This is a genomic window from Streptomyces gilvus (assembly GCF_022513565.1).
GTDB lineage: Bacteria > Actinomycetota > Actinomycetes > Streptomycetales > Streptomycetaceae > Streptomyces > Streptomyces gilvus.
Genome location: NZ_JAKWBE010000002.1, coordinates 381,755 through 399,604 on the forward strand (window position 1 = coordinate 381,755; position 17,850 = coordinate 399,604).

The 17,850-nt window shown below is 73.1% G+C and carries 15 protein-coding genes; 5 read left to right on the forward strand and 10 right to left on the reverse strand.

The window, feature by feature from the left end; all coding sequences use genetic code 11:
* Positions 1-265 precede the first annotated feature (265 nt).
* The gene (locus tag MKW14_RS05950; RefSeq protein ID WP_240859448.1) at positions 266-1,231 is read left to right on the forward strand and encodes an SDR family NAD(P)-dependent oxidoreductase; all 966 of its coding nucleotides are present in this window, start codon (positions 266-268) and stop codon (positions 1,229-1,231) included.
* Positions 1,232-1,273: 42 nt separating this feature from the next.
* Here the strand turns inward: MKW14_RS05950 and MKW14_RS05955 are convergent, their stop codons facing one another.
* The gene (locus MKW14_RS05955; protein WP_240859449.1) at positions 1,274-2,104 is read right to left on the reverse strand and encodes an alpha/beta fold hydrolase; all 831 of its coding nucleotides are present in this window, start codon (positions 2,102-2,104) and stop codon (positions 1,274-1,276) included.
* A gap of 139 nt (positions 2,105-2,243) precedes the next feature.
* Here MKW14_RS05955 and MKW14_RS05960 point away from each other — a divergent pair, with 139 nt between their 5' ends.
* Positions 2,244-3,272 (forward strand): SDR family oxidoreductase, encoded by a 1,029-nt coding sequence (locus tag MKW14_RS05960; protein WP_240859451.1) that lies wholly within the window; start codon positions 2,244-2,246, stop codon positions 3,270-3,272.
* 32 nt (positions 3,273-3,304) lie between these two features.
* On the opposite strand, the gene nrfD is transcribed toward MKW14_RS05960, so the two are convergent.
* From nrfD to MKW14_RS05995, 7 genes are all read right to left on the reverse strand, one after another.
* Positions 3,305-4,237: an NrfD/PsrC family molybdoenzyme membrane anchor subunit gene (gene nrfD, locus MKW14_RS05965; protein ID WP_308314584.1), complete on the reverse strand. Its 933-nt coding sequence runs from the start codon at positions 4,235-4,237 to the stop codon at positions 3,305-3,307.
* Positions 4,238-4,293: 56 nt separating this feature from the next.
* Positions 4,294-5,136: a 4Fe-4S dicluster domain-containing protein gene (locus MKW14_RS05970; protein ID WP_240859455.1), complete on the reverse strand. Its 843-nt coding sequence runs from the start codon at positions 5,134-5,136 to the stop codon at positions 4,294-4,296.
* The gene (fdh, locus tag MKW14_RS05975; RefSeq protein ID WP_240859457.1) at positions 5,133-8,378 is read right to left on the reverse strand and encodes a formate dehydrogenase; all 3,246 of its coding nucleotides are present in this window, start codon (positions 8,376-8,378) and stop codon (positions 5,133-5,135) included. The genes MKW14_RS05970 and fdh overlap by 4 nt, the downstream gene beginning before the upstream one ends.
* Before the next feature lie 18 nt (positions 8,379-8,396).
* A complete protein-coding gene (locus MKW14_RS05980) occupies positions 8,397-8,624 on the reverse strand; it encodes a hypothetical protein (protein ID WP_240859459.1) in 228 nt (75 codons plus the stop codon).
* A 107-nt stretch (positions 8,625-8,731) separates the two neighbouring features.
* Positions 8,732-10,021, reverse strand: coding sequence for an ROK family protein (locus MKW14_RS05985; protein WP_240859461.1), 1,290 nt, complete (start codon positions 10,019-10,021; stop codon positions 8,732-8,734).
* A 116-nt stretch (positions 10,022-10,137) separates the two neighbouring features.
* Positions 10,138-11,106: a phosphotransferase family protein gene (locus tag MKW14_RS05990; protein ID WP_240859463.1), complete on the reverse strand. Its 969-nt coding sequence runs from the start codon at positions 11,104-11,106 to the stop codon at positions 10,138-10,140.
* Between the two features lie 95 nt (positions 11,107-11,201).
* A complete protein-coding gene (locus MKW14_RS05995; protein ID WP_308314581.1) occupies positions 11,202-12,242 on the reverse strand; it encodes a LacI family DNA-binding transcriptional regulator in 1,041 nt (346 codons plus the stop codon).
* A 134-nt stretch (positions 12,243-12,376) separates the two neighbouring features.
* Here MKW14_RS05995 and MKW14_RS06000 point away from each other — a divergent pair, with 134 nt between their 5' ends.
* Positions 12,377-14,041 (forward strand): glycoside hydrolase family 13 protein, encoded by a 1,665-nt coding sequence (locus MKW14_RS06000; RefSeq protein WP_240859464.1) that lies wholly within the window; start codon positions 12,377-12,379, stop codon positions 14,039-14,041.
* Positions 14,042-14,099: 58 nt separating this feature from the next.
* Here the strand turns inward: MKW14_RS06000 and MKW14_RS06005 are convergent, their stop codons facing one another.
* Both MKW14_RS06005 and MKW14_RS06010 read right to left on the reverse strand, forming a co-directional pair.
* A complete protein-coding gene (locus MKW14_RS06005; protein ID WP_240859465.1) occupies positions 14,100-15,002 on the reverse strand; it encodes a DUF3626 domain-containing protein in 903 nt (300 codons plus the stop codon).
* Positions 15,003-15,109: 107 nt separating this feature from the next.
* Positions 15,110-15,274, reverse strand: coding sequence for a hypothetical protein (locus tag MKW14_RS06010; RefSeq protein WP_240859467.1), 165 nt, complete (start codon positions 15,272-15,274; stop codon positions 15,110-15,112).
* Positions 15,275-15,346: 72 nt separating this feature from the next.
* On the opposite strand from MKW14_RS06010, the gene MKW14_RS06015 reads away from it, so the two are divergent.
* On the forward strand, positions 15,347-16,618 hold the full coding sequence (locus tag MKW14_RS06015) for an FUSC family protein (protein ID WP_240859470.1): 1,272 nt from the start codon (positions 15,347-15,349) through the stop codon (positions 16,616-16,618).
* Positions 16,619-16,673: 55 nt separating this feature from the next.
* Positions 16,674-17,702, forward strand: coding sequence for a hypothetical protein (locus MKW14_RS06020; protein ID WP_240859471.1), 1,029 nt, complete (start codon positions 16,674-16,676; stop codon positions 17,700-17,702).
* Positions 17,703-17,850: the final 148 nt, after the last annotated feature.

Consider the following 17,850-nt stretch of genomic DNA (forward strand, 5'->3'; position numbering starts at 1 on the left):
TCCCAACGCCGGAACACCACACGGTAGTTCACCGTTGAACAAGTCGTGGGTGCGGATGGGACAGTGTCCCCGGGCCTCACCATTCGCCCACAGGGACGATCGTTCGGCTGAAGCCCTGTGGAGCCCTTCGCCGAGAGGCGACCGCCATCCGTGCCCACCCTGCGACGGCCCCGACCGAGATTCCCCCGTCCGGTCGGGGCCCTTCCGCGTCCGGCCCCGGTTCCGGCTTGACTTCGAGCGCACTTCAATTCGTAGCGTTCACGGCATGACCACTGCACAGCACAAGATCGGATCCGGTTTCGGCGCGACCAGCACCGCCGACGACGTCCTGCGGGGCGTCGATCTCACGGGGAGGCTCGCGCTGGTCACCGGCGGCTACTCCGGGCTCGGCCTGGAGACGACCCGGGCGCTGACCGGGGCGGGCGCCCATGTCGTCGTCCCGGCGCGGCGCCGGGCCACCGCCGAGGAGGCGCTGGCCGGGGTGACCGGCGTGGAGGTGGACGAGCTGGACCTCGGCGACCTGGAGAGCGTGCGGTCCTTCGCCGACCGGTTCCTGGCCTCCGGACGGACCGTCGACATCGTGATCAACAGCGCCGGGATCATGGCATGCCCCGAGACACGGGTGGGGCCGGGCTGGGAGGCGCAGTTCGCCACGAACCACCTCGGTCACTTCGCCCTCGTCAACCGGCTGTGGCCGGCGATCGCAGCGGGCGGCGCCCGCGTCGTCTCCGTCTCCTCCCGCGCCCACCACTTCTCCGGGATGCGCTGGGACGACGTGCAGTGGACGAGCGGCTACGACAAGTGGCAGGCCTACGGCCAGGCCAAGACCGCGAACGTCCTCTTCGCCGTCCACCTCGACCGGCTGGCCCGTGACGCCGGTGTCCGTGCCTTCTCCCTGCACCCCGGCGGCATCCTCACGCCCCTCCAACGGCACATCCCCAAGGAAGAGATGATCGAACGCGGCTGGATCGACGCGGACGGCGACATCCTCAACCCCCAGGGCTTCAAGACCCCGGAACAGGGCGCGGCCACCCAGGTGTGGGCGGCGACCTCCCCCCAACTGGACGGCCTGGGCGGCGTCTACCTGGAGGACTGCGACGTCGCCGAGATCGCCCCGCCGGACGACTCGACCACCAACGGCGTCAAGCAGTGGGCCATCGACCCGGACCAGGCGGCCCGCCTGTGGGAGCTGTCGGCGCAGCTGACGGGCGTCAACGCCTTCGCCGCCTAGCCGAAGGAGCGGCGCCCGGCATGCGGGCGCCGCGGGCCGGACTCAGTCCGTCATGAACTGCCCCAGATCCGCGCCGAGTTGCTCGGCGTGAGTGGCGAAGAGGCCGTGCCCGGCGTGCTCGTAGACCTTGAGGGTGGCCCCGGGCAGGAGGCGGGCGGCCCGGCGGGCCGTCGTCTCCAGGGGGGCCGAGGTGTCGTGGGTGCCGTGGGTCACCAGGGCCGGCAGGTCGAGCTCGGGGAGTTCGGCGGTGACGTCGACGACGGCGATCAGCGCCTGGACCGCGGCCGTGGAACGGGGCGTGGAGATCAGGGCGCGGTCGACGACGTGGTCCCGGTACGCCAGGGACACGTCGTTGCCCGGGCGGTCGACGGCGAAGAAGGCGTCGACCCCGTCCCGGAAGAACGCCGCCCGGTCACGCCGGCAGACCTCGTTCGCCGCCGGCACCGCGTCCCGGGCCACGCCGTCCGGGTTGTCGGCGGTGCGCACCAGGCCCGGCGCGATCCCGGCGACGAAGGCGACCCGGGCCACCCGCTCGGCGCCGTGCCGGGTGAGACAGCGGGTGATCTCGACGCTGCCCATCGAGTGACCGATCAGGGTCGCCTCCCGCAGATCCAGGTGGACCAGGAGTCCGTGCAGGTCGTCGGCGAGGGTGTCGAGGTCGAAGCCGCCCCACACGTCGTCGGAGCGGCCGTGCCCCCTGCGGTCCAGGCCCACTCGGCGCAAGTCCTCCTCGGCGAGCCGGGGCATCTGGAACTCCCACATCTCCGAGCCCAGGTAGGCGCTGTTGACGAAGACGGCCACGGGTCCGTCGGCCGGTCCGTGGTCGACGTAGTGGAGCCGCGTACCGTCGGCGGGGCTGGCGAAGTACGGCATGGGACGTCCTCCCTGGGAGCCGGTGCGGTGGGTACGTCCCTGATGCTCGCGTGCGGCGCCGGGCGGGTCGATTACCTCCGACGTCATGAACCCCGCACCGGCCGGGTACTCGGACCCTCCCCCTGGAAGGGAGTCGATCGTGAGCGGCACGACGGGCAGCAGGATCGTGGTCACGGGCGCCACCGGCAACGTCGGTACCAGCGTGGTGCGCGCCCTGGCCGAGGAATCGGACGTCGGCTCCGTGCTGGGGCTGGCCCGGCGGATACCCGAGTGGTCCCCGCCCCGGACGGACTGGTCCCCGGTCGACCTGGCGTCGGAGCGCACGGATCTGACCAAGGTCTTCGCGGACGCCGACGCGGTGGTGCATCTGGCCTGGGCCTTCCAGCCCACGCACGATCCGGCGGTGACATGGCGGACCAATGTCCTCGGCGGCATCCGGGTGTTCGAGGCGGTGGCGCGGGCGGGGGTGCCGACGCTGGTGCACGCCTCGTCGGTCGGGGCGTACTCGCCGGGGCCGAAGGGACGCGCGGTGGACGAGTCATGGCCGACGCACGGCTGGCCGGACGCCGCGTACTGCCGGGAGAAGGCGTATCTGGAGCGCGCCCTGGACAGCTTCGAGCGGGACCATCCCGAGGTGCGGGTGGTGCGGATGCGGCCGGCGTTCCTGTTCAAGCGGGAGTCGGCGAGCGAGCAGCGCCGGATCTTCGGCGGACGGTTCCTGCCGGGACCGCTGGCGCGTCCGGAGATGCTGCCGTTCCTCCCCGACATCCCGGGGCTGCGGGTACAGGCGCTGCACACCGACGACGCGGCGAGGGCGTACGTCCTCGCGCTCGCGGGAGAGGTACGCGGCGCCTTCAACCTGGCCGCGGAGCCGCCGGTCGACGCGGAGATGCTGGGCGAGATGCTGGGCACGCGCCCGGTGCGGCTCCCCCGCGGCGCGGCCCGCAAGGCGATCGCCGCCGCCTGGGGCCTGCACCTGCTGCCCGCCTCGCCCCACCTCTTCGACGCGGTCCTGCGGCTGCCCCTGATGGACTGCACCCGCGCCCACACGGAGCTGGACTGGCAGCCCGAGCACACGGCGACGGAGGTCCTGGAGGAATTCCTGCACGGCCTGCAGCACGGAGCGGGAGCGGACACGGAGCCACTGCACGGCCGCAAGGTCGGCTGAGCCCGGGTCCCCGAGGGGTGTGGGCCGAGGGCTCACACCCCTTCTTCGTCCGCCCCTTCTCCGTCGTCGAGGTCGTCGAGGTCGTCGAGCCTCTCCCGTTGGGGCGCCACCGTGTACTTCGGGTTCTTCGCCGAGGCCACGCCCGCCGCGAAGACGCCGAAGCGGGTGCAGGCCGAGCCGGTGAGGAGGGCGAGGCCCGAGGCCAGGGCCGGGACGCGGCGGCCGCCGAAGGCCACCGCGCCGAGCCCGCCTGCCGCCGTCAGTACCCGGGCCGCCCGTAGCAGGTTTCCGGCCCGGCCTTCCTTCCAGGTCTCCGCGACCATCCCCAGCCGCCGCTCCACCGCCTTCTCCACCGCCGCGTCGGCCAGCGCGGCCAGCCCCGCGGCGCAGCGCGCCGGCGCGTTCTCGCCGGTGGGACCGACCGCCAGGGCCATCCCGGCCGCGGCGGCCGTCGCGGAGGCGCCGAAGAGGTACGGCAGCTCACGGTGGGCGCCGTGCCACGCCGGTACGGCGGTGTCGGCGGCCAGCACCCCGGTGTACGTGGCGACCGCGGGCCCCAGCAGTGCCGCGGCCCCGGTCGCCGCGCCCCCGAGACGCGGCAGCCGGCCGGTCACGGCGCTCGCCGCCGCCGCGCCCGCCGCCGGTCCGTAGACCGACAGCAGCCAGGACCCCACGCTCATGGGCGAGGTCGGCTTGAACACCCGCAGCATGTTCGCGAACCGGCCGGGCCGGCCCAGGTCGTGGATGAGCGCGGCCGCGGACAGCGAGACCGCGCCGAGCGAGGACACCTTCAGCGCCGTGGCGGTCGTCGTACGGCCGGTCAGATGCGCGCCCGCCGCGAGCACCGACCCGGCGCCCGCGAGCCCGCCGAGGAAGAAGTACCCGGCGATGTCGGGCGCGGCCCAGGACGGCGCCTTGATGACGGGACGGCCGTAGTACGACTGGAACTCGGCGCGCGGCACCATCGCCTGCTCGCCCCGCCGGCGCCTGCGCCCCGCGCGCCGCGGGCGTTCCGAGACGGTCATCGCCGGCCCCTTCCCGTGAGCGCGAAGCAGGCCGCGACCCCGCCCAGCAGGGACAGGGCGGCCGCGCCCGCGTGCTTCCACATGGCCGGCAGGTCCCGGGTGGTGACGACCGGGTCCGGCGGCAGCCCGTACACCTCCGGCTGGTCCAGCAGCAGGAAGAACGCGCCGTCGCCGCCCACGCCGTTGTCGGGGTCGTCGCCGTAGAGCCTCGCCTCGGTGACGCCGGCCTCGTGCAGCTGGTCGACCCGCAGCGCGGCCCGCTCGCGCAGTTCGTCGAGCGGGCCGAACTGGATGGACTCGGTGGGGCAGGCCTTGGCGCAGGCCGGTTCCTGTCCCGCGCCAAGGCGGTCGTAGCACAGCGTGCACTTGAACGCCCGTCCGTCGTGCGGGCGTTGCTCGATGACGCCGTACGGGCAGGCGGGCACGCAGTACCCGCAGCCGTTGCAGATGTCCTCCTGGACGACGACGGTGCCGAACTCGGTGCGGAACAGCGAGCCGGTGGGGCACACGTCGAGGCAGGCGGCGTGGGTGCAGTGCTTGCACACGTCGGAGGACATCAGCCAGCGCAGTTCGCCCGAGCCGTCGACGGCCGTCTCCTGGGCACTCGCCCCGCCTTCGACGACGGGGAGTTCGGTGCGGCCGTCGGGGCGCGGCTGCTCGATGAAGGCGACGTGTCGCCAGGTGGAGGCGCCGAGGGCCTGGGTGTTGTCGTAGGACATGCCGGTCAGGGACAGGCCGTCCTCGGGGATGGCGTTCCACTCCTTGCAGGCCACCTCGCAGGCCTTGCAGCCGATGCAGACGGAGGTGTCGGTGAAGAAGCCGACGCGTTCCTCGCTCACTTGCGCACCTCCGTCCCGGTGGTCCCGGTGATGCCGGCCCGCCGCCGGTACTCGGCGACCAGCTTCGGCAGGTCCGGTCCGCGCGGCCGGCGGCCGGGGAGGATGTCGGCGGACAGCGCCTTGTCCTCCTGGATGTGGGCGTTGGGGTCGAGGGAGATGGAGGTCAGCTCGTTGGCCGCGTCGCCCGGGGAGACACCGTTGGGCCCCCAGTGGAAGGGCAGCCCGATCTGGTGGACCGTGCGGCCCTGCACCCGCAGCGGGCGGATCCGTTCCGTCACCAGCACGCGCGCCTCCACGGCGTTGCGGGCGGTGACGACGGTGGCCCAGCCGCCGTTCTCCAGGCCGCGTTCGCGGGCCAGTTGGGGCGAGACCTCGCAGAAGAACTCCGGCTGCAGCTCGGACAGGTACTCGGACCAGCGGCTCATGCCGCCCGCCGTGAAGTGCTCGGTCAGCCGGTGCGTGGTGACGACGTACGGGAAGACCTCGGCGCCCTTCTCGTCTCCGCTGGGGTGGTAGCGGTTGCCCTCGCGGGGCATCAGCTGGCGCACGGGGCTGCGCGGGGTCGACGGGTGGAGGGCGTTGGGGAAGGGCGAGTCCTGGGGCTCGTAGTGGGTGGGCAGCGGGCCGTCCTCCAGGCCCGCCGGGGTGTAGAGCCAGCCCTTGCCGTCGGCCTGCATGATGAACGGGTCGTCGCCGCGCAGCGCGTCGGGGCCCTCGGCGTCCTCGTCGGGCACGTGGTCGGGGGCGCGGTCGGGCACGAAGTCGGGGACGTCGCGGCCGGTCCACTTCCCGGCGTCCGCGTCCCACCACACGTACTTCTTGCGTTCGCTCCAGGGGGTGCCGTCGGGGGCGGCGGAGGCGCGGTTGTAGAGGATGCGCCGGTTGGCGGGCCAGGCCCAGGCCCATTCGGCGGCCACCCAGTCCTGCTCGGAGCCGGGCTTCTTGCGGGCGGCCTGGTTGACGCCGTCGGCGTAGACACCGCAGTAGATCCAGCAGCCGCAGCGGGTGGAGCCGTCGTCCTTCAGCTCGGTGTAGGCGCTGAGCGGACTGTTGTCGGGGCCGTGGCCGCTGATCTCGGCGAGGACGGCGTCGGCGACCGGTTCCTGGAGCTCGCCGCTGACCGGGTAGTCCCAGGCGAGGTCCTGGATGGGCCGGTCCATGGGGTCGGTGGAGCCGGCCAGCCGTTCCTTGATGCGGCGGCCCAGGTGGTACATGAACCACAGGTCGCTGCGCGCGTCGCCCTCGGGTTCCACGGCCGCGTAGTGCCACTGCACCCAGCGGTTGGTGTTGGTGAAGGAGCCGGACTTCTCGGTGTGGGCGGCCGCCGGGAAGAAGAACACCTCGGTGCCGATGTCCTCGGTGCGCAGCTCGCCGCTCTCGATCTCGGGGCCGTCCTTCCACCAGGTCGCCGACTCGATGAGGGAGAAGTCCCGTACGACCAGCCACTGCAGGTTGGCCATGCCCAGGCGTTGCAGCCGGGTGTTGGCGGAGCCGACGGCCGGGTTCTCGCCGAGCAGGAAGTAGCCCTTGCAGTCGCCGTCGAGCTGGGCCATGACGGTGTCGTAGTGGGAGTGTGAGCCGGTCAGGCGCGGCAGGTGGTCGAAGCAGAAGTCGTTGTCGGGGGTGGCGGCGTCGCCGTAGTAGGACTTGAGCAGGCTGACGAGGTAGGCGCGGATCTCGGACCAGAAGCCCTTCACCGTGCGGGTGGTCTCGATGAAGTTGTCGAGGCTCATGTCCTCGTGCGCGTGCGGCATCGGGATGTAGCCGGGCAGCAGGTTGAACAGGGTCGGGATGTCGCTGGAGCCCTGGATGGAGGCGTGGCCGCGCAGCGCCTGGATGCCGCCGCCGGGGCGGCCGATGTTGCCGAGCAGCAGTTGCAGGACGCACGCGGCGCGGATGAACTGGCTGCCGGTGGTGTGCTGGGTCCAGCCCACGGCGTAGCAGAAGGCGCTGGTGCGCTGCGGTCCGGAGTTGCCGGTCAGCTCGTCGCACACCCGCAGGAAGGTCTCGCGGGGGATGCCGCAGACGTCCTCGACCATCTCGGGGGTGTAGCGGGCGTAGTGGCGCTTGAGGACCTGGTAGACGCAGCGCGGGTGCTGGAGGGTCTCGTCGGTGGGGGCGCGGTGCCCGGTGCGGGCGCCTCCGGAGCCGTGCGCCTCGGCGCCCGCGGCCTTGCGGGTGCGCTCCTCGTACAGCTCGTCGGCCTCGCCCGCGGGCTGCTGGATCTCGACGCCCTCGTACTGCCAGGTGGTGGGGTCGTAGTGGGCCTTGTCCTCGTCGAGTCCGGAGAAGACGCCGTCGAGGTCCTCGGTGTCCCGGAACTCCTCGCTGACCAGGGTGGCGGCGTTGGTGTACTTCAGGACGTACTCGCGGAAGTCCTTCTCCTCGGTCAGGACGTGGTTGATGATCCCGCCGAGGAAGGCGATGTCGGTGCCGGCGCGGATCGGGACGTAGAGGTCGGCGAGGGCGCTGGTGCGGTTGTAGCGGGGGTCGACGTCGATGATGCGGGCGCCGCGCTTCTTGGCCTCCATCACCCACTGGAAGCCGACCGGGTGGCACTCGGCGAAGTTGGAGCCCTCGATGACGATGCAGTCGGCGTGCTGCAGGTCCTGCATGAAGGTGGTGGCGCCGCCGCGGCCGAAGCTGGTGCCGAGGCCGGCGACCGTGGCGGAGTGACAGACTCGGGCCTGGTTCTCCACCTGGACCACGCCGAGGCCGGTCAGCAGCTTCTTGATGAGGTAGTTCTCCTCGTTGTCCAGCGTCGCGCCGCCGAGGCTGGCGATGCCCATGGTGCGGGCGGTGCGCATCCCGTCGTGCTCCCACTCCCAGGTCTCGCGCCGGGTGCGGATCACGCGTTCGGCGACCATGTCCATCGCCGTGTCCAGGTCGAGCGTCTCCCAGTCGCCGGAGTGGGGGCGCCGGTAGAGCACCTGGTGCTCACGGGCCGGTCCGGTGGTCAGCTGGAGCGTCGCCGAGCCCTTGGGGCACAGGCGGCCGCGGCTGACGGGGGAATCGGGGTCGCCCTCGATCTGGACGACCTTCTCGTCCTTCACGTACACCTGCTGGCCGCAGCCGACCGCGCAGTAGGGGCAGACGGACTGGACCACCCGGTCCGCGCGGTCGGTGCGCGGACGCAGGCTCTCGGTGTACGGCGATTCCGCGGCGGCACCCCGGCCCGTGCGGTCGGTGCCGGTGAGCTGACGGTAGACGGGCCAGGAGCGGACCCGGTCGCCCATACCCATGGTGGCTCCCTGTCGCGGTCAGGCGGAGGACTCGTCCGGCGTGGGATGTTCGGGGTGGACGGTGGCGGAGCGGGGGCCGTCACGGCGTCCCGTCCCGGCCTCGTCGGTGTCGGGCGTCTCCGACTCGTTCTCCGCGGCGGCGGGAAGCGGGATGTCGAGGGGATCCTCGCCCTCACGCACCTGCTGGTCGGGCAGATCCCTCGGCACGGGCTCGCCGCCCTGGCCTGTGTCACGCCGATCGGCCACGGCGCACTCCCTTCACGTCGTCGGGCCAGACGCGAGTACCTCCGGGCGCGAGGGGCGAAACGTCCGTGTGCGCGGAGGAGTGCCGTGACCGGCGCGGCGCGGCGCCCTCAGTGGGGGGCGCGCTCCTCCAGAGCCGTCCGCCAGGCCGGGACCGGTCCCTCGGGAGCGGGTTCCAGGCGCCGCCCGCCGCGGGCGAAGAAGTCGGCGAGCGGCAGGATCGCCGCACCGACGGTGACCGCGTCCGGACCGAGCCGGCCCAGGTCGATCGTGACCTTCTCGGCCGGGTGCCGCAGCGCGTACGACGCCGCGTGCCGGCGCACCGCGGGCAGGAACCGCGTACCGAGCTGGAGCCCCGCCCAGCCGCCGATGAGGATCCGCTCGGGCTGGAAGAGGTTGATCAGGTCGGACAGTCCGGCGCCCAGGTACTCGGCCGTCTCCTCCAGTACGGCGAGAGCGACCGGGTCGGCCGCGCCCCCCTCGGCCGGGTACGCGGCGGCCAGCATCGCCGTGAGCGCCGTCTCCTCGTCGGTGCCCTCCGGTGGCCGTCCGCCCTCCTCGCGCCAGCGCTCCAGCAGGGACTCGGCCCCGGCGTAGGCCTCCAGGCAGCCGAGCGCTCCGCACCGGCAGCGGCGCCCCCGGACCCGTACCGTCAGATGCCCCCACTCGACGGCCCGGCCGTGCTCCACCTCGGGGGTGACCAGACAGGCGCCGACGCCGGAGCCGAACAGGACGACGATCGCGTTGCGGGCGCCGCGTCCGGCGCCGAACCACATCTCGGCCTGGCCGAGGGTCTTGGCGCCGTTGTCGATGAAGTAGCGGACGGTGTCCGGGAGTCCGGACGTCGAGCGGAGCAGCGCCTCCAGCGGGACCGCGTCCCAGCCGATGGTCTGCCCGTGCACGACGGCGCCGCGGTCGGGGGTGTGCTCGACGATGCCGGGGACGCCGATGCCGACGCCGAGCAGCCGGCCGGCGTCGATTCCGGTGCCGGCGAGCACCTCGGCGATGCCGTCGCGGATGTGGCCGACGATGACCTCGACCTCGTACCGCTGCTGGGTCAGGGGCCGCTCGGCGCGGGCGAGTTCGGTGAGGGTGAGGTCGAACAGCTCGACGCGGACGCGGGTCTCGCCGACGTCGACGCCGATCATGTGGCCGGCGCCGGGCGCCACGCGCAGCAGGGTGCGGGGACGGCCGCCGTCGGAGTCGACGCTGCCGGCCTCCTCGACCAGCCCGTCGCCGACCAGGTCGGCGACGACGTTGCTCACCGAGCCGGAGCTGAGGCCGGTGACCGGGCCGAGTTCGAAGCGGCTCAGCGGTCCGTCGAAGTAGAGCCGCTGCAGCACGGCCGTGCGGTTGGCCCGCCTGAGGTCCCGTACCGTGCGCCCGTTCCGCCCCGCCATGTGGCTCCTTCCGAACCCTGTCCGAGCTGCAACATACCTCTGCGGACGGGTCCGGCGCGACATTCCTCCAACCCTTAGTTCACGTCGTGAGCGAAGAGAGTGGGGTCTGGGGCCGGCTATGCGTAGCCGGCGGCCAGGTCCTCGATCTCGTCCAGGGCCGCGACGAGTTCGGGGGCGACCAGCTCCTGGCGCCACTCCTCGTTCTCCAGCCCCCGCGGGACGACCTCCGTCAGCATGATCAGGTAGAGGTAGGCCCGGTACAGGGCGAGCCGCAGGAGGGCGCCCCGGTCGAACTCGGTGCGGCCGCCGGCCTCGCGGTAGCCCGCCAGGAACGCCTCGTCCGTCCTGATGTCCCCGAGCAGCGCGAGGGAGACGAAGTCGGCCAGCGGGTCGCCCCAGAACATGCGCTCGCCGTCGATCAGTCCGCCGATGCGGGGCTCCCCCGTCGAACGGTCGAGCAGGATGTTGCCCTGCCACAGGTCGAAGTGGACGAGGCGCGGGACGGTGACCGCGTCGAGCGCGCCGTAGGCGGGGCGGACGGCTCGGGCCACCTCGTCGACGGGGCGGGGCAGTCGCGCCCGGTACGCGCGGGCGTCGTCCAGGACGGCGTCCAGCATTCCCGCGAACGCCGTGCGCCAGTCGGCGGCGAGCGGACCGAGCGCCCCGGACGGATACCCGAACGCCGGCCCGGTCACCCGGTGCAGCCGCGCCACCTGGCGCCCCAACTCGGTCCGCAGCGGCGGCCGTTGGACCGCCGGCAGCGAGTCGTCCCAGGGGTCGCCGGGGCACGCGGTCATCAGCAGGACCTCACGCTCGGCGTCGAGCGCGATCACCCGCGGCGCGGGCACGTCGGCCTCCTCGGCGCCCCGGTAGAACTCCGCCTCCGCCAGGAGCAACCGGCGCTCATGGCGCAGGCCGGGGGTGGTCGGCGCGACCTTCAGCACATGGCGGACGCCGTCGGTGAGCCGCAGCTCCTCGACGGTGTTGTAGGTGCCGCCGCTGAGGGCGCGCAGGCCGGCGAGACGATCGGGCGGGATGCCCGCGCCCGCCAGGATGCCCCGAGCCCGCTCCCAGGAGTCCACCACCGTGCGCCCGCCTCTCCCCCGTGATCACGGAACAGGGTACGGAACGCCTCCCGCACTTCGGGCGCCTTTTCGAACCACCGAGCATGGACAAGGCGTCAGGGCGCGATCTCCGGCTCGGGCGGGGCGGCCGTCGTGGCCCGTGGGATGAGCCGGGTCGGCAGGACCACGTGCCGGCGGTGGTCGGTGTCTGCCTCGGCGATCAGCTCCAGGGCGAGTTCGCCGGCCAGCCGGCCCATGCGTGCCGGGGACTGGGCGACCGTGGTCAGGTCGAGCCAGTCGGCCACCGGCTGGTCGTCGAAGCCGAGGACGGACATCCCCTCCGGCACGGCGATCCGGGCCCTGCGCAGGGTCGCGATCAGGGCGGCGGCGAGTTCGTCCTGCTCGGCGAAGACGGCGGTCGGCGGCTCGCGCAGACTCAGCAGTTCACCGAGCGCCTCGGCGACGCCGCGTGCGTCGGCGACCTGGGCCGCCACCACCAGGGAGTCGTCCAGCGGGAGGCCCGCCTCGGTGAGCGCCCGCTGGTAGCCGAGCAGCCGCTCGTGCGAGCTGAAGGCGAACCCGGTGGCCCCTGCGGTCTGCATGAAGGCGATCCGGCGGTGGCCCAGGTTCAGCAGGTGCCGGGTGCCGTTCCGGGCGCCGACCACGTCGTCGACGTACACGCTCGGGCGTCCCTCGGCGTGCTGGCTGACGTAGATCACGGGCATCCCGAGGTCGTCCAGGCGCGCGCTCTCCTCCTCGGTGAGGTCGAAGGAGAACACCAGCAGCGCGTCGGCGTTGCGCCGGGCCGGCAACCGCTCGAAGAACGCGGCCCGTTCGGCGAGGTCCGGTATGACGTAGACGGTCAGCTCCCTGTCGGCCGCGCGCAGCAGCGGGCCCAGGCTGGACAGGGCCGAGCCCATGAACCACGAGGTGAGGGTGGGCACCAGCGCCGCGACCACTCCGGTCCTGCCGGTCACCAGGCTGGAGGCGTGCCGGGAGACGGCGAACTCCAGCTCGTGCGCGGCCCGTTCGACGCGGGCGCGGACCTGCGGCGACACGTTCGACAGGCCCCGCAGGGTGCGGGAGACGGTGGAGACGGAGACCCCGGCCCGCTCGGCGACGTCGGCCATCGTGGGGTGCCGTCGATCGGCTGGCATGCGCGGACGCTAGCACAGGCGTACGGGAGGCTGGCAGCGCTGTCACGGCGTTACCGGCACGTAGCGCATTGACCGTGCCACCCTGGAGACCGCAAGCTTGCAAGCGTTGTCACAGGCGAGGAGCGCGCACCCCTATGTCCACCCAGCCCGCACCCTGGTGGCGCGACGCCGTCATCTACCAGGTCTACATCCGCAGCTTCGCCGACGGGAACGGCGACGGTGTCGGCGACATCGCCGGCATCCGCTCCCGGCTGCCGTATCTGAAGTGGCTCGGCGTCGACGCCGTCTGGATCAACCCGTGGTACCGGTCCCCGATGGCGGACCACGGTTACGACGTGGCGGACTTCCGTGAGATCGACCCGCTGTTCGGCACGGTCGCCGAGGCGGAGCAGCTCATCGAGGAGGCGCACCGGCACGGGATCCGGGTCATCCCGGACATCGTGCCCAACCACACCTCGGACCGGCACGCCTGGTTCCAGGCGGCGCTGGCGGCCGGTCCGGGCAGCCCGGAGCGGGAGCGCTACGTCTTCCGGCCGGGCCGCGGACCGGACGGTGCCGAGCCGCCCAACGACTGGGCCTCCTCCTTCGGCGGCCCGGCCTGGACCCGGCTGCCCGACGGGGAGTGGTACCTGCACCTGTTCGCCCCGGAGCAGCCGGACCTCAACTGGGAGCACCCTGAGGTGCGCGCCGAGTTCGAGTCGATCCTGCGGTTCTGGTTCGCCCGGGGCGTGGACGGTTTCCGCATCGACGTCGCCCATGGGCTGATCAAGCATCCGGAACTGCCCGACCTTCCGCCGCGCCCGGCGGACGACGGGCCGCGGCAGCACGTCGACCATCCGCACTGGGACCGCGACGAGGTGCACGACATCTACCGGGCCTGGCGCAAGGTGGCCGACGAGTTCCCCGGCGACCGGTCCTTCGTCGCCGAGGCGTGGGCGGACACACCGGAGCGTTTGGCCGCCTACGTCCGCCGGGACGGTCTGCACACCGCTTTCAACTTCGACTTCCTGATGTCGAGTTGGGACCCGAAGGACCTGCGCTCCGTCATCGACGGCTCCCTCGCGATGCTCGGCGCGGTGGGCGCGCCGGCCACCTGGGTGCTCTCCAACCACGACGTCGTACGCCATCCCAGCCGCTACGGCCGCAAGGTCGTGCGGCGGTGGACGGTGAACGAGCCCTACCGGCCCGAGGGCCCCCTGGACCTGGAGCTGGGCACCCGGCGGGCCCGCGCGGCGGCCCTGCTGATGCTGGCGCTGCCCGGCGGCGCCTACGTCTACCAGGGCGAGGAGCTGGGTCTGCCGGAGGTGGAGGACCTGCCGGAGTCGGCGCTGCAGGACCCCGTGTGGGAGCGGTCCGGGCACACCGACCGGGGCCGCGACGGCTGCCGGGTGCCGATCCCGTGGTCGGGTCGGAGCGCGCCGTACGGTTTCAGCCCGGACGGTGCGCGGGGCGAGCCGTGGTTGCCGCAGCCGGCGGCGTGGGCCGAGCTGAGCGTCGAGAAGCAGAAGCGGGACGAGCGCTCCATGCTGGCGCTGTACCGCGCGGCGCTGCGGCTGCGGCACGAGCATCCCGCGCTCGGCGACGGCGACCTGGCGTGGCTCGATGTCCCCGCAGGAGTGCTGGCCTTCCGCCGGGAACCCGGATTCGTGTGCGCGGTCAACCTCTCCGCCGAGCCCTGCCCGCTGCCGGAGCACACGTCGGTGCTGCTGGCCAGCGGCCCGGTGGAGGACGGCGTCCTGGCTCCTGACCAGGCGGTCTGGCTGGCCACCGACGAGTTCACCCCCGGGTCCGCCGCATGATCGTGTAGCGCTGGGTGCTGGGGCGCGGCGAACCGCACCGAGTTGGGGCGGACCGGGCCTATGCGGTGGGCGTTCCGGCACCCGGGGTCTGGCTGCCCGGAGCGCGGGCCGTGCCCGCTCCCTCCGGGGCGCCGAAGCGGGCGAGGGTGTGCCACACCATTTTCAGGTCCTGCAGTTCGTGGTGGCCGGTACGGGCGGCGTCCCCGATGATCCGTGGATCGACCACGCCGTCCTGGGCGATCCGGGCGCCCAGTTCCGCGAACTCCCGTCCGCGGTAGTCGGCGTGCTCGCGCAGCTCGGCCACGGTCAGCCGGTAGCCGGGGTGCCACTCGACGGGGCAGGGCAGCAGCCGAGCCGCTGCCTCGACCGGCGTGCCGCGGTAGCTCGCGTCCAGGACCAGTGCCTCCACGTGCCCGGCGAGGGTGACACCGCCGTGTACCTGGGCCTCGATGTAGTCGTTCAGGGCGTCCTGCTCGTCGGCCTCGGCGAGCGCGACGAGGGACATGCCGGCCGCCACCCCGAAGTCGGTCGGCTCGGCCGCGCTGTCGGGGTAGCAGAAGGTGGCGCGGGCCAGGGCGTCGGCGGTGAGACGGAAGTGCGAGGAGCCGAACCGCGGGGCGGCGCCGACCACTTGGCGGCGGAAGTTCAGGGCGCCGTAGACGGGCCGCTCGTACGGGTCGGCCTCGTCGTAGGCGCCGCCGAAGATCCGGCTCTCCCAGCGCCAGCGGTCGCCGCCGGGGTGCGCGGTCAGGCCGCCGTTGCTGGTGCCGGTGACGAACTGCGAGTGGTAGGAGCCGTCCTGGGCCAGCGCCCGGAGGATGGGCAGCCCGCCGATCAGCCGGTCGGGGTGGAAGTTCAGCGCGATCCGCACGTCGGCACCGACGGCCGGGCCCGTCGAGCGGGAGGCGACATGGCGCAACGCCTGCCGCGCCCGCTCGGACAGGACCTTCGTGACTTCCACCGCCGGCTCCTCCCCCGGGCCGCCCGTCTTCGACCGCGGCTCAGAGGTCGCCCACGGCGAGCACGATCTTGCCACGGTTTTCACGCCGCTCCAGCGATTTATGGGCTCTACGGGCCTCTTGGCCGGTCAACGAGGTGCTCCACGGCCGGCCGGATCCCCTCCGCCAGTTCCCCGCTCATCGCCCACCAGGCGGACACCGGCACCCCGGCGACCACCTCCCCGAGATGGGCGTGCGCGCGTGTGAGAACCTCGAAACCCCGGGTGTCCGCCATCACCGTTCTCCCCTCTTGCACCGCAAGGAGCACGAGCGCACGGGAAAGCCAAGGAAAGAGGATCAGCGCCAGGTGCCAGACGTACGAGAGTGGACGGCGCCGCTCGTCGAGTTCGTGAAGCGGCGCCGCGACCCCGTGGTGGTGCAGACACTGCGGTCGGCCGTCGCGGCGACGGTCGCCTACGTCGTCGCCCTGCGCCTGAGTCCCGAGGCCGCGCCGCTGACCGCGCCGCTCACCGCGCTGCTGGTCGTCCAGGTCACCCTGTACGCCACCCTCACCAACGGCATCCGCCGGGTCAACGCGGTCGTGGCCGGTGTCCTGGTCGCGATCGCGTTCAGCCTGCTGGTGGGCCTGACGTGGTGGAGTCTCGCGCTGCTGATCGTGGCCGCGCTCGCGGTCGGACGCCTGGTGCGCGTCGACGAGTACGTCCCCGAGGTCGCGATCAGCGCGATGCTGGTGCTCGGCGTCACCACCGTCGGGGACACCGCCTGGGCTCGGATCGTCGAGACACTGATCGGCGCGGTCGTCGGGATGGCCTGCAATCTGCTGCTGGCGCCGCCGGTGTGGGTGGACGAGGCCGGCGAGTCGATCGAGGGGCTGGCCCGCCGGGTGCGGCGCCTGATGCTGCGGATGGGCGAGGAGGCCGCGGGCCGTACTCCGGTCGAGCACGCGACCGAGCGGCTGTACGAGGCACGCCGGCTCGACCACGACATCGTCGAGGTGGACGCGGCCCTCCGGCAGGCCGAGGACAGCCTGCGGCTCAACCCACGCGTGCGTGAGGGCCTGCTGCACCGGGTGGTGCTGCGCACGGGGCTGGACACGCTGGAGATCTGCACGGTCGTCCTGCGGGTGCTGGCGCGCACGCTGACCGACCTCGCCAAGCAACGCGATCCGGAGCCGCTGTTCGCGCCGGAGACGGGGGCCGCGGTGGAGCGGCTGCTGTCGGAGATCGCGGACGCGGTGGTCAGTTTCGCGGTCCTGGTCACCACCAGCGTGAGTGTCAGCGCCGAGTCGGCCGAGGCCCGGCTGACCGCCGAACTGCGCCAGGCCGCGGCCACCCGGGACAAGCTCGCCCAGCTGCTCCTGGAGGAGGTGCAGCGCGACGCCCGCACCTGGCAGCTGTACGGGGCCGTGCTGACCGAGGTCAACCGGATCCTGGACGAGATGGACACCGAGCACCGCTCCCGCCGGCTGCTGGAGGAACTGGACCGCACCTCCCGTGAGCAGCGCGAGCGCATGCCCCGGCTGACCCGGCTGCGGGAGAGCCTGCGCGACGGCGGGCGGCTGCGGGTGCCGGAGGTGCTGCGCCGGAACCGCGGCGAGGGCGCCCGTCGTTCTAGGTGACGTAGTCACCGGGGGCGGTGGGCGCCCTCGGCACCGGATGCGAGGGGGCGGGCGGATGAGCGGCGAGGCCGTGCGGATCGACGGGGACGTACTGCGGTTGCCGGGCGGTGCGGCGGTGCGGTTCATGCGCACGCTGCGGCTGCCCGAGACGGGCACCCATCCACTGCCGCCGGGGCTCGGTCAGTTCCCGGTGCGCCGGATCGCCGACCACGCGGACACGGTGCCCGAGCAGTGGCGCGCGCGGGGCGGTGTGATGCTGCCGGTGTATCTGCGCGAGGCGATGTGGCTGAGCTTCTCCGGCACCGCCGAGCCGGCCGCCCTGCAGGTCGGGGTGGGCAAGGTGTGCGCGGTCTCGGGCGAGCCGTGGAGCGACCGGCTGTCCCGCGACCCGCAGAACTACCTCGTGCTGCCCCGCCAGCCCTGGCTGGACGGCATCAACTCCGGCAAGGGGACGGTCCGCCAGTTCGTGGCCGTACCACTGGGCCTCGGGGCGACCGTGGAGGGCCAGGTCACCGGCGAGGAGGTGTGGGGCGGCGTACAACTGCAGTCCTTCCAGCTGACCGGCCCGAAGCTGGCCGAGTGGCGGGAGGCGGAGCGGCGCAGGGCGCGGGCGTCGCGCCGGATGACGGCGATGGGCGGCTACGGTGCGGCGATGCCGATGGCGGCGGCACCGCCTCCCGCCCCGGGCGCGGCGTCGGCCGCCGCGGCCATGGGGCTGGGGGTCGGCGGCTCGATGCGGCAGGAGGTCTACGAGGACGACCGGCCGCTGTCGGACTGGGCCGAGGAGCCGGCGGGGCGGGTGTTCGTGCACCTGGTGACGCCCCCGGAGTGGCGCCGTATCACCGGCGAGGCGCCTCCGCCGTCGCCCGTGGACCGCGAGGCCTACACCAGCGCGGGCCTGCCCTGGTTCGACTACTACGACCAGGACGCGGCCGATCTCGCTCCGACGGACACGCTGGAGGCGGTGAAGCCGGTCGGCGACTGGCTCGGCGACGACCACGAGCCCTGGCAGCCCCCGGCACCGCACCAGGTGCAGCACCTGGGGGACGCCCCGGGCAAGCCGGTGCAGGACGGCGACTGGTAGGGCACCGGTCCCGGCGACGGCGGCCGCGACGGTCGTGACCGGGCGGACACCCGCCCACCCCGCCTCGGTCGGCCCCCACGCCCCACGTCCGGCAGCTCGCGCAAGTCAGGCACGTGGCCGCTGGCGGGAATCGCCTCGGCGGTGTCCG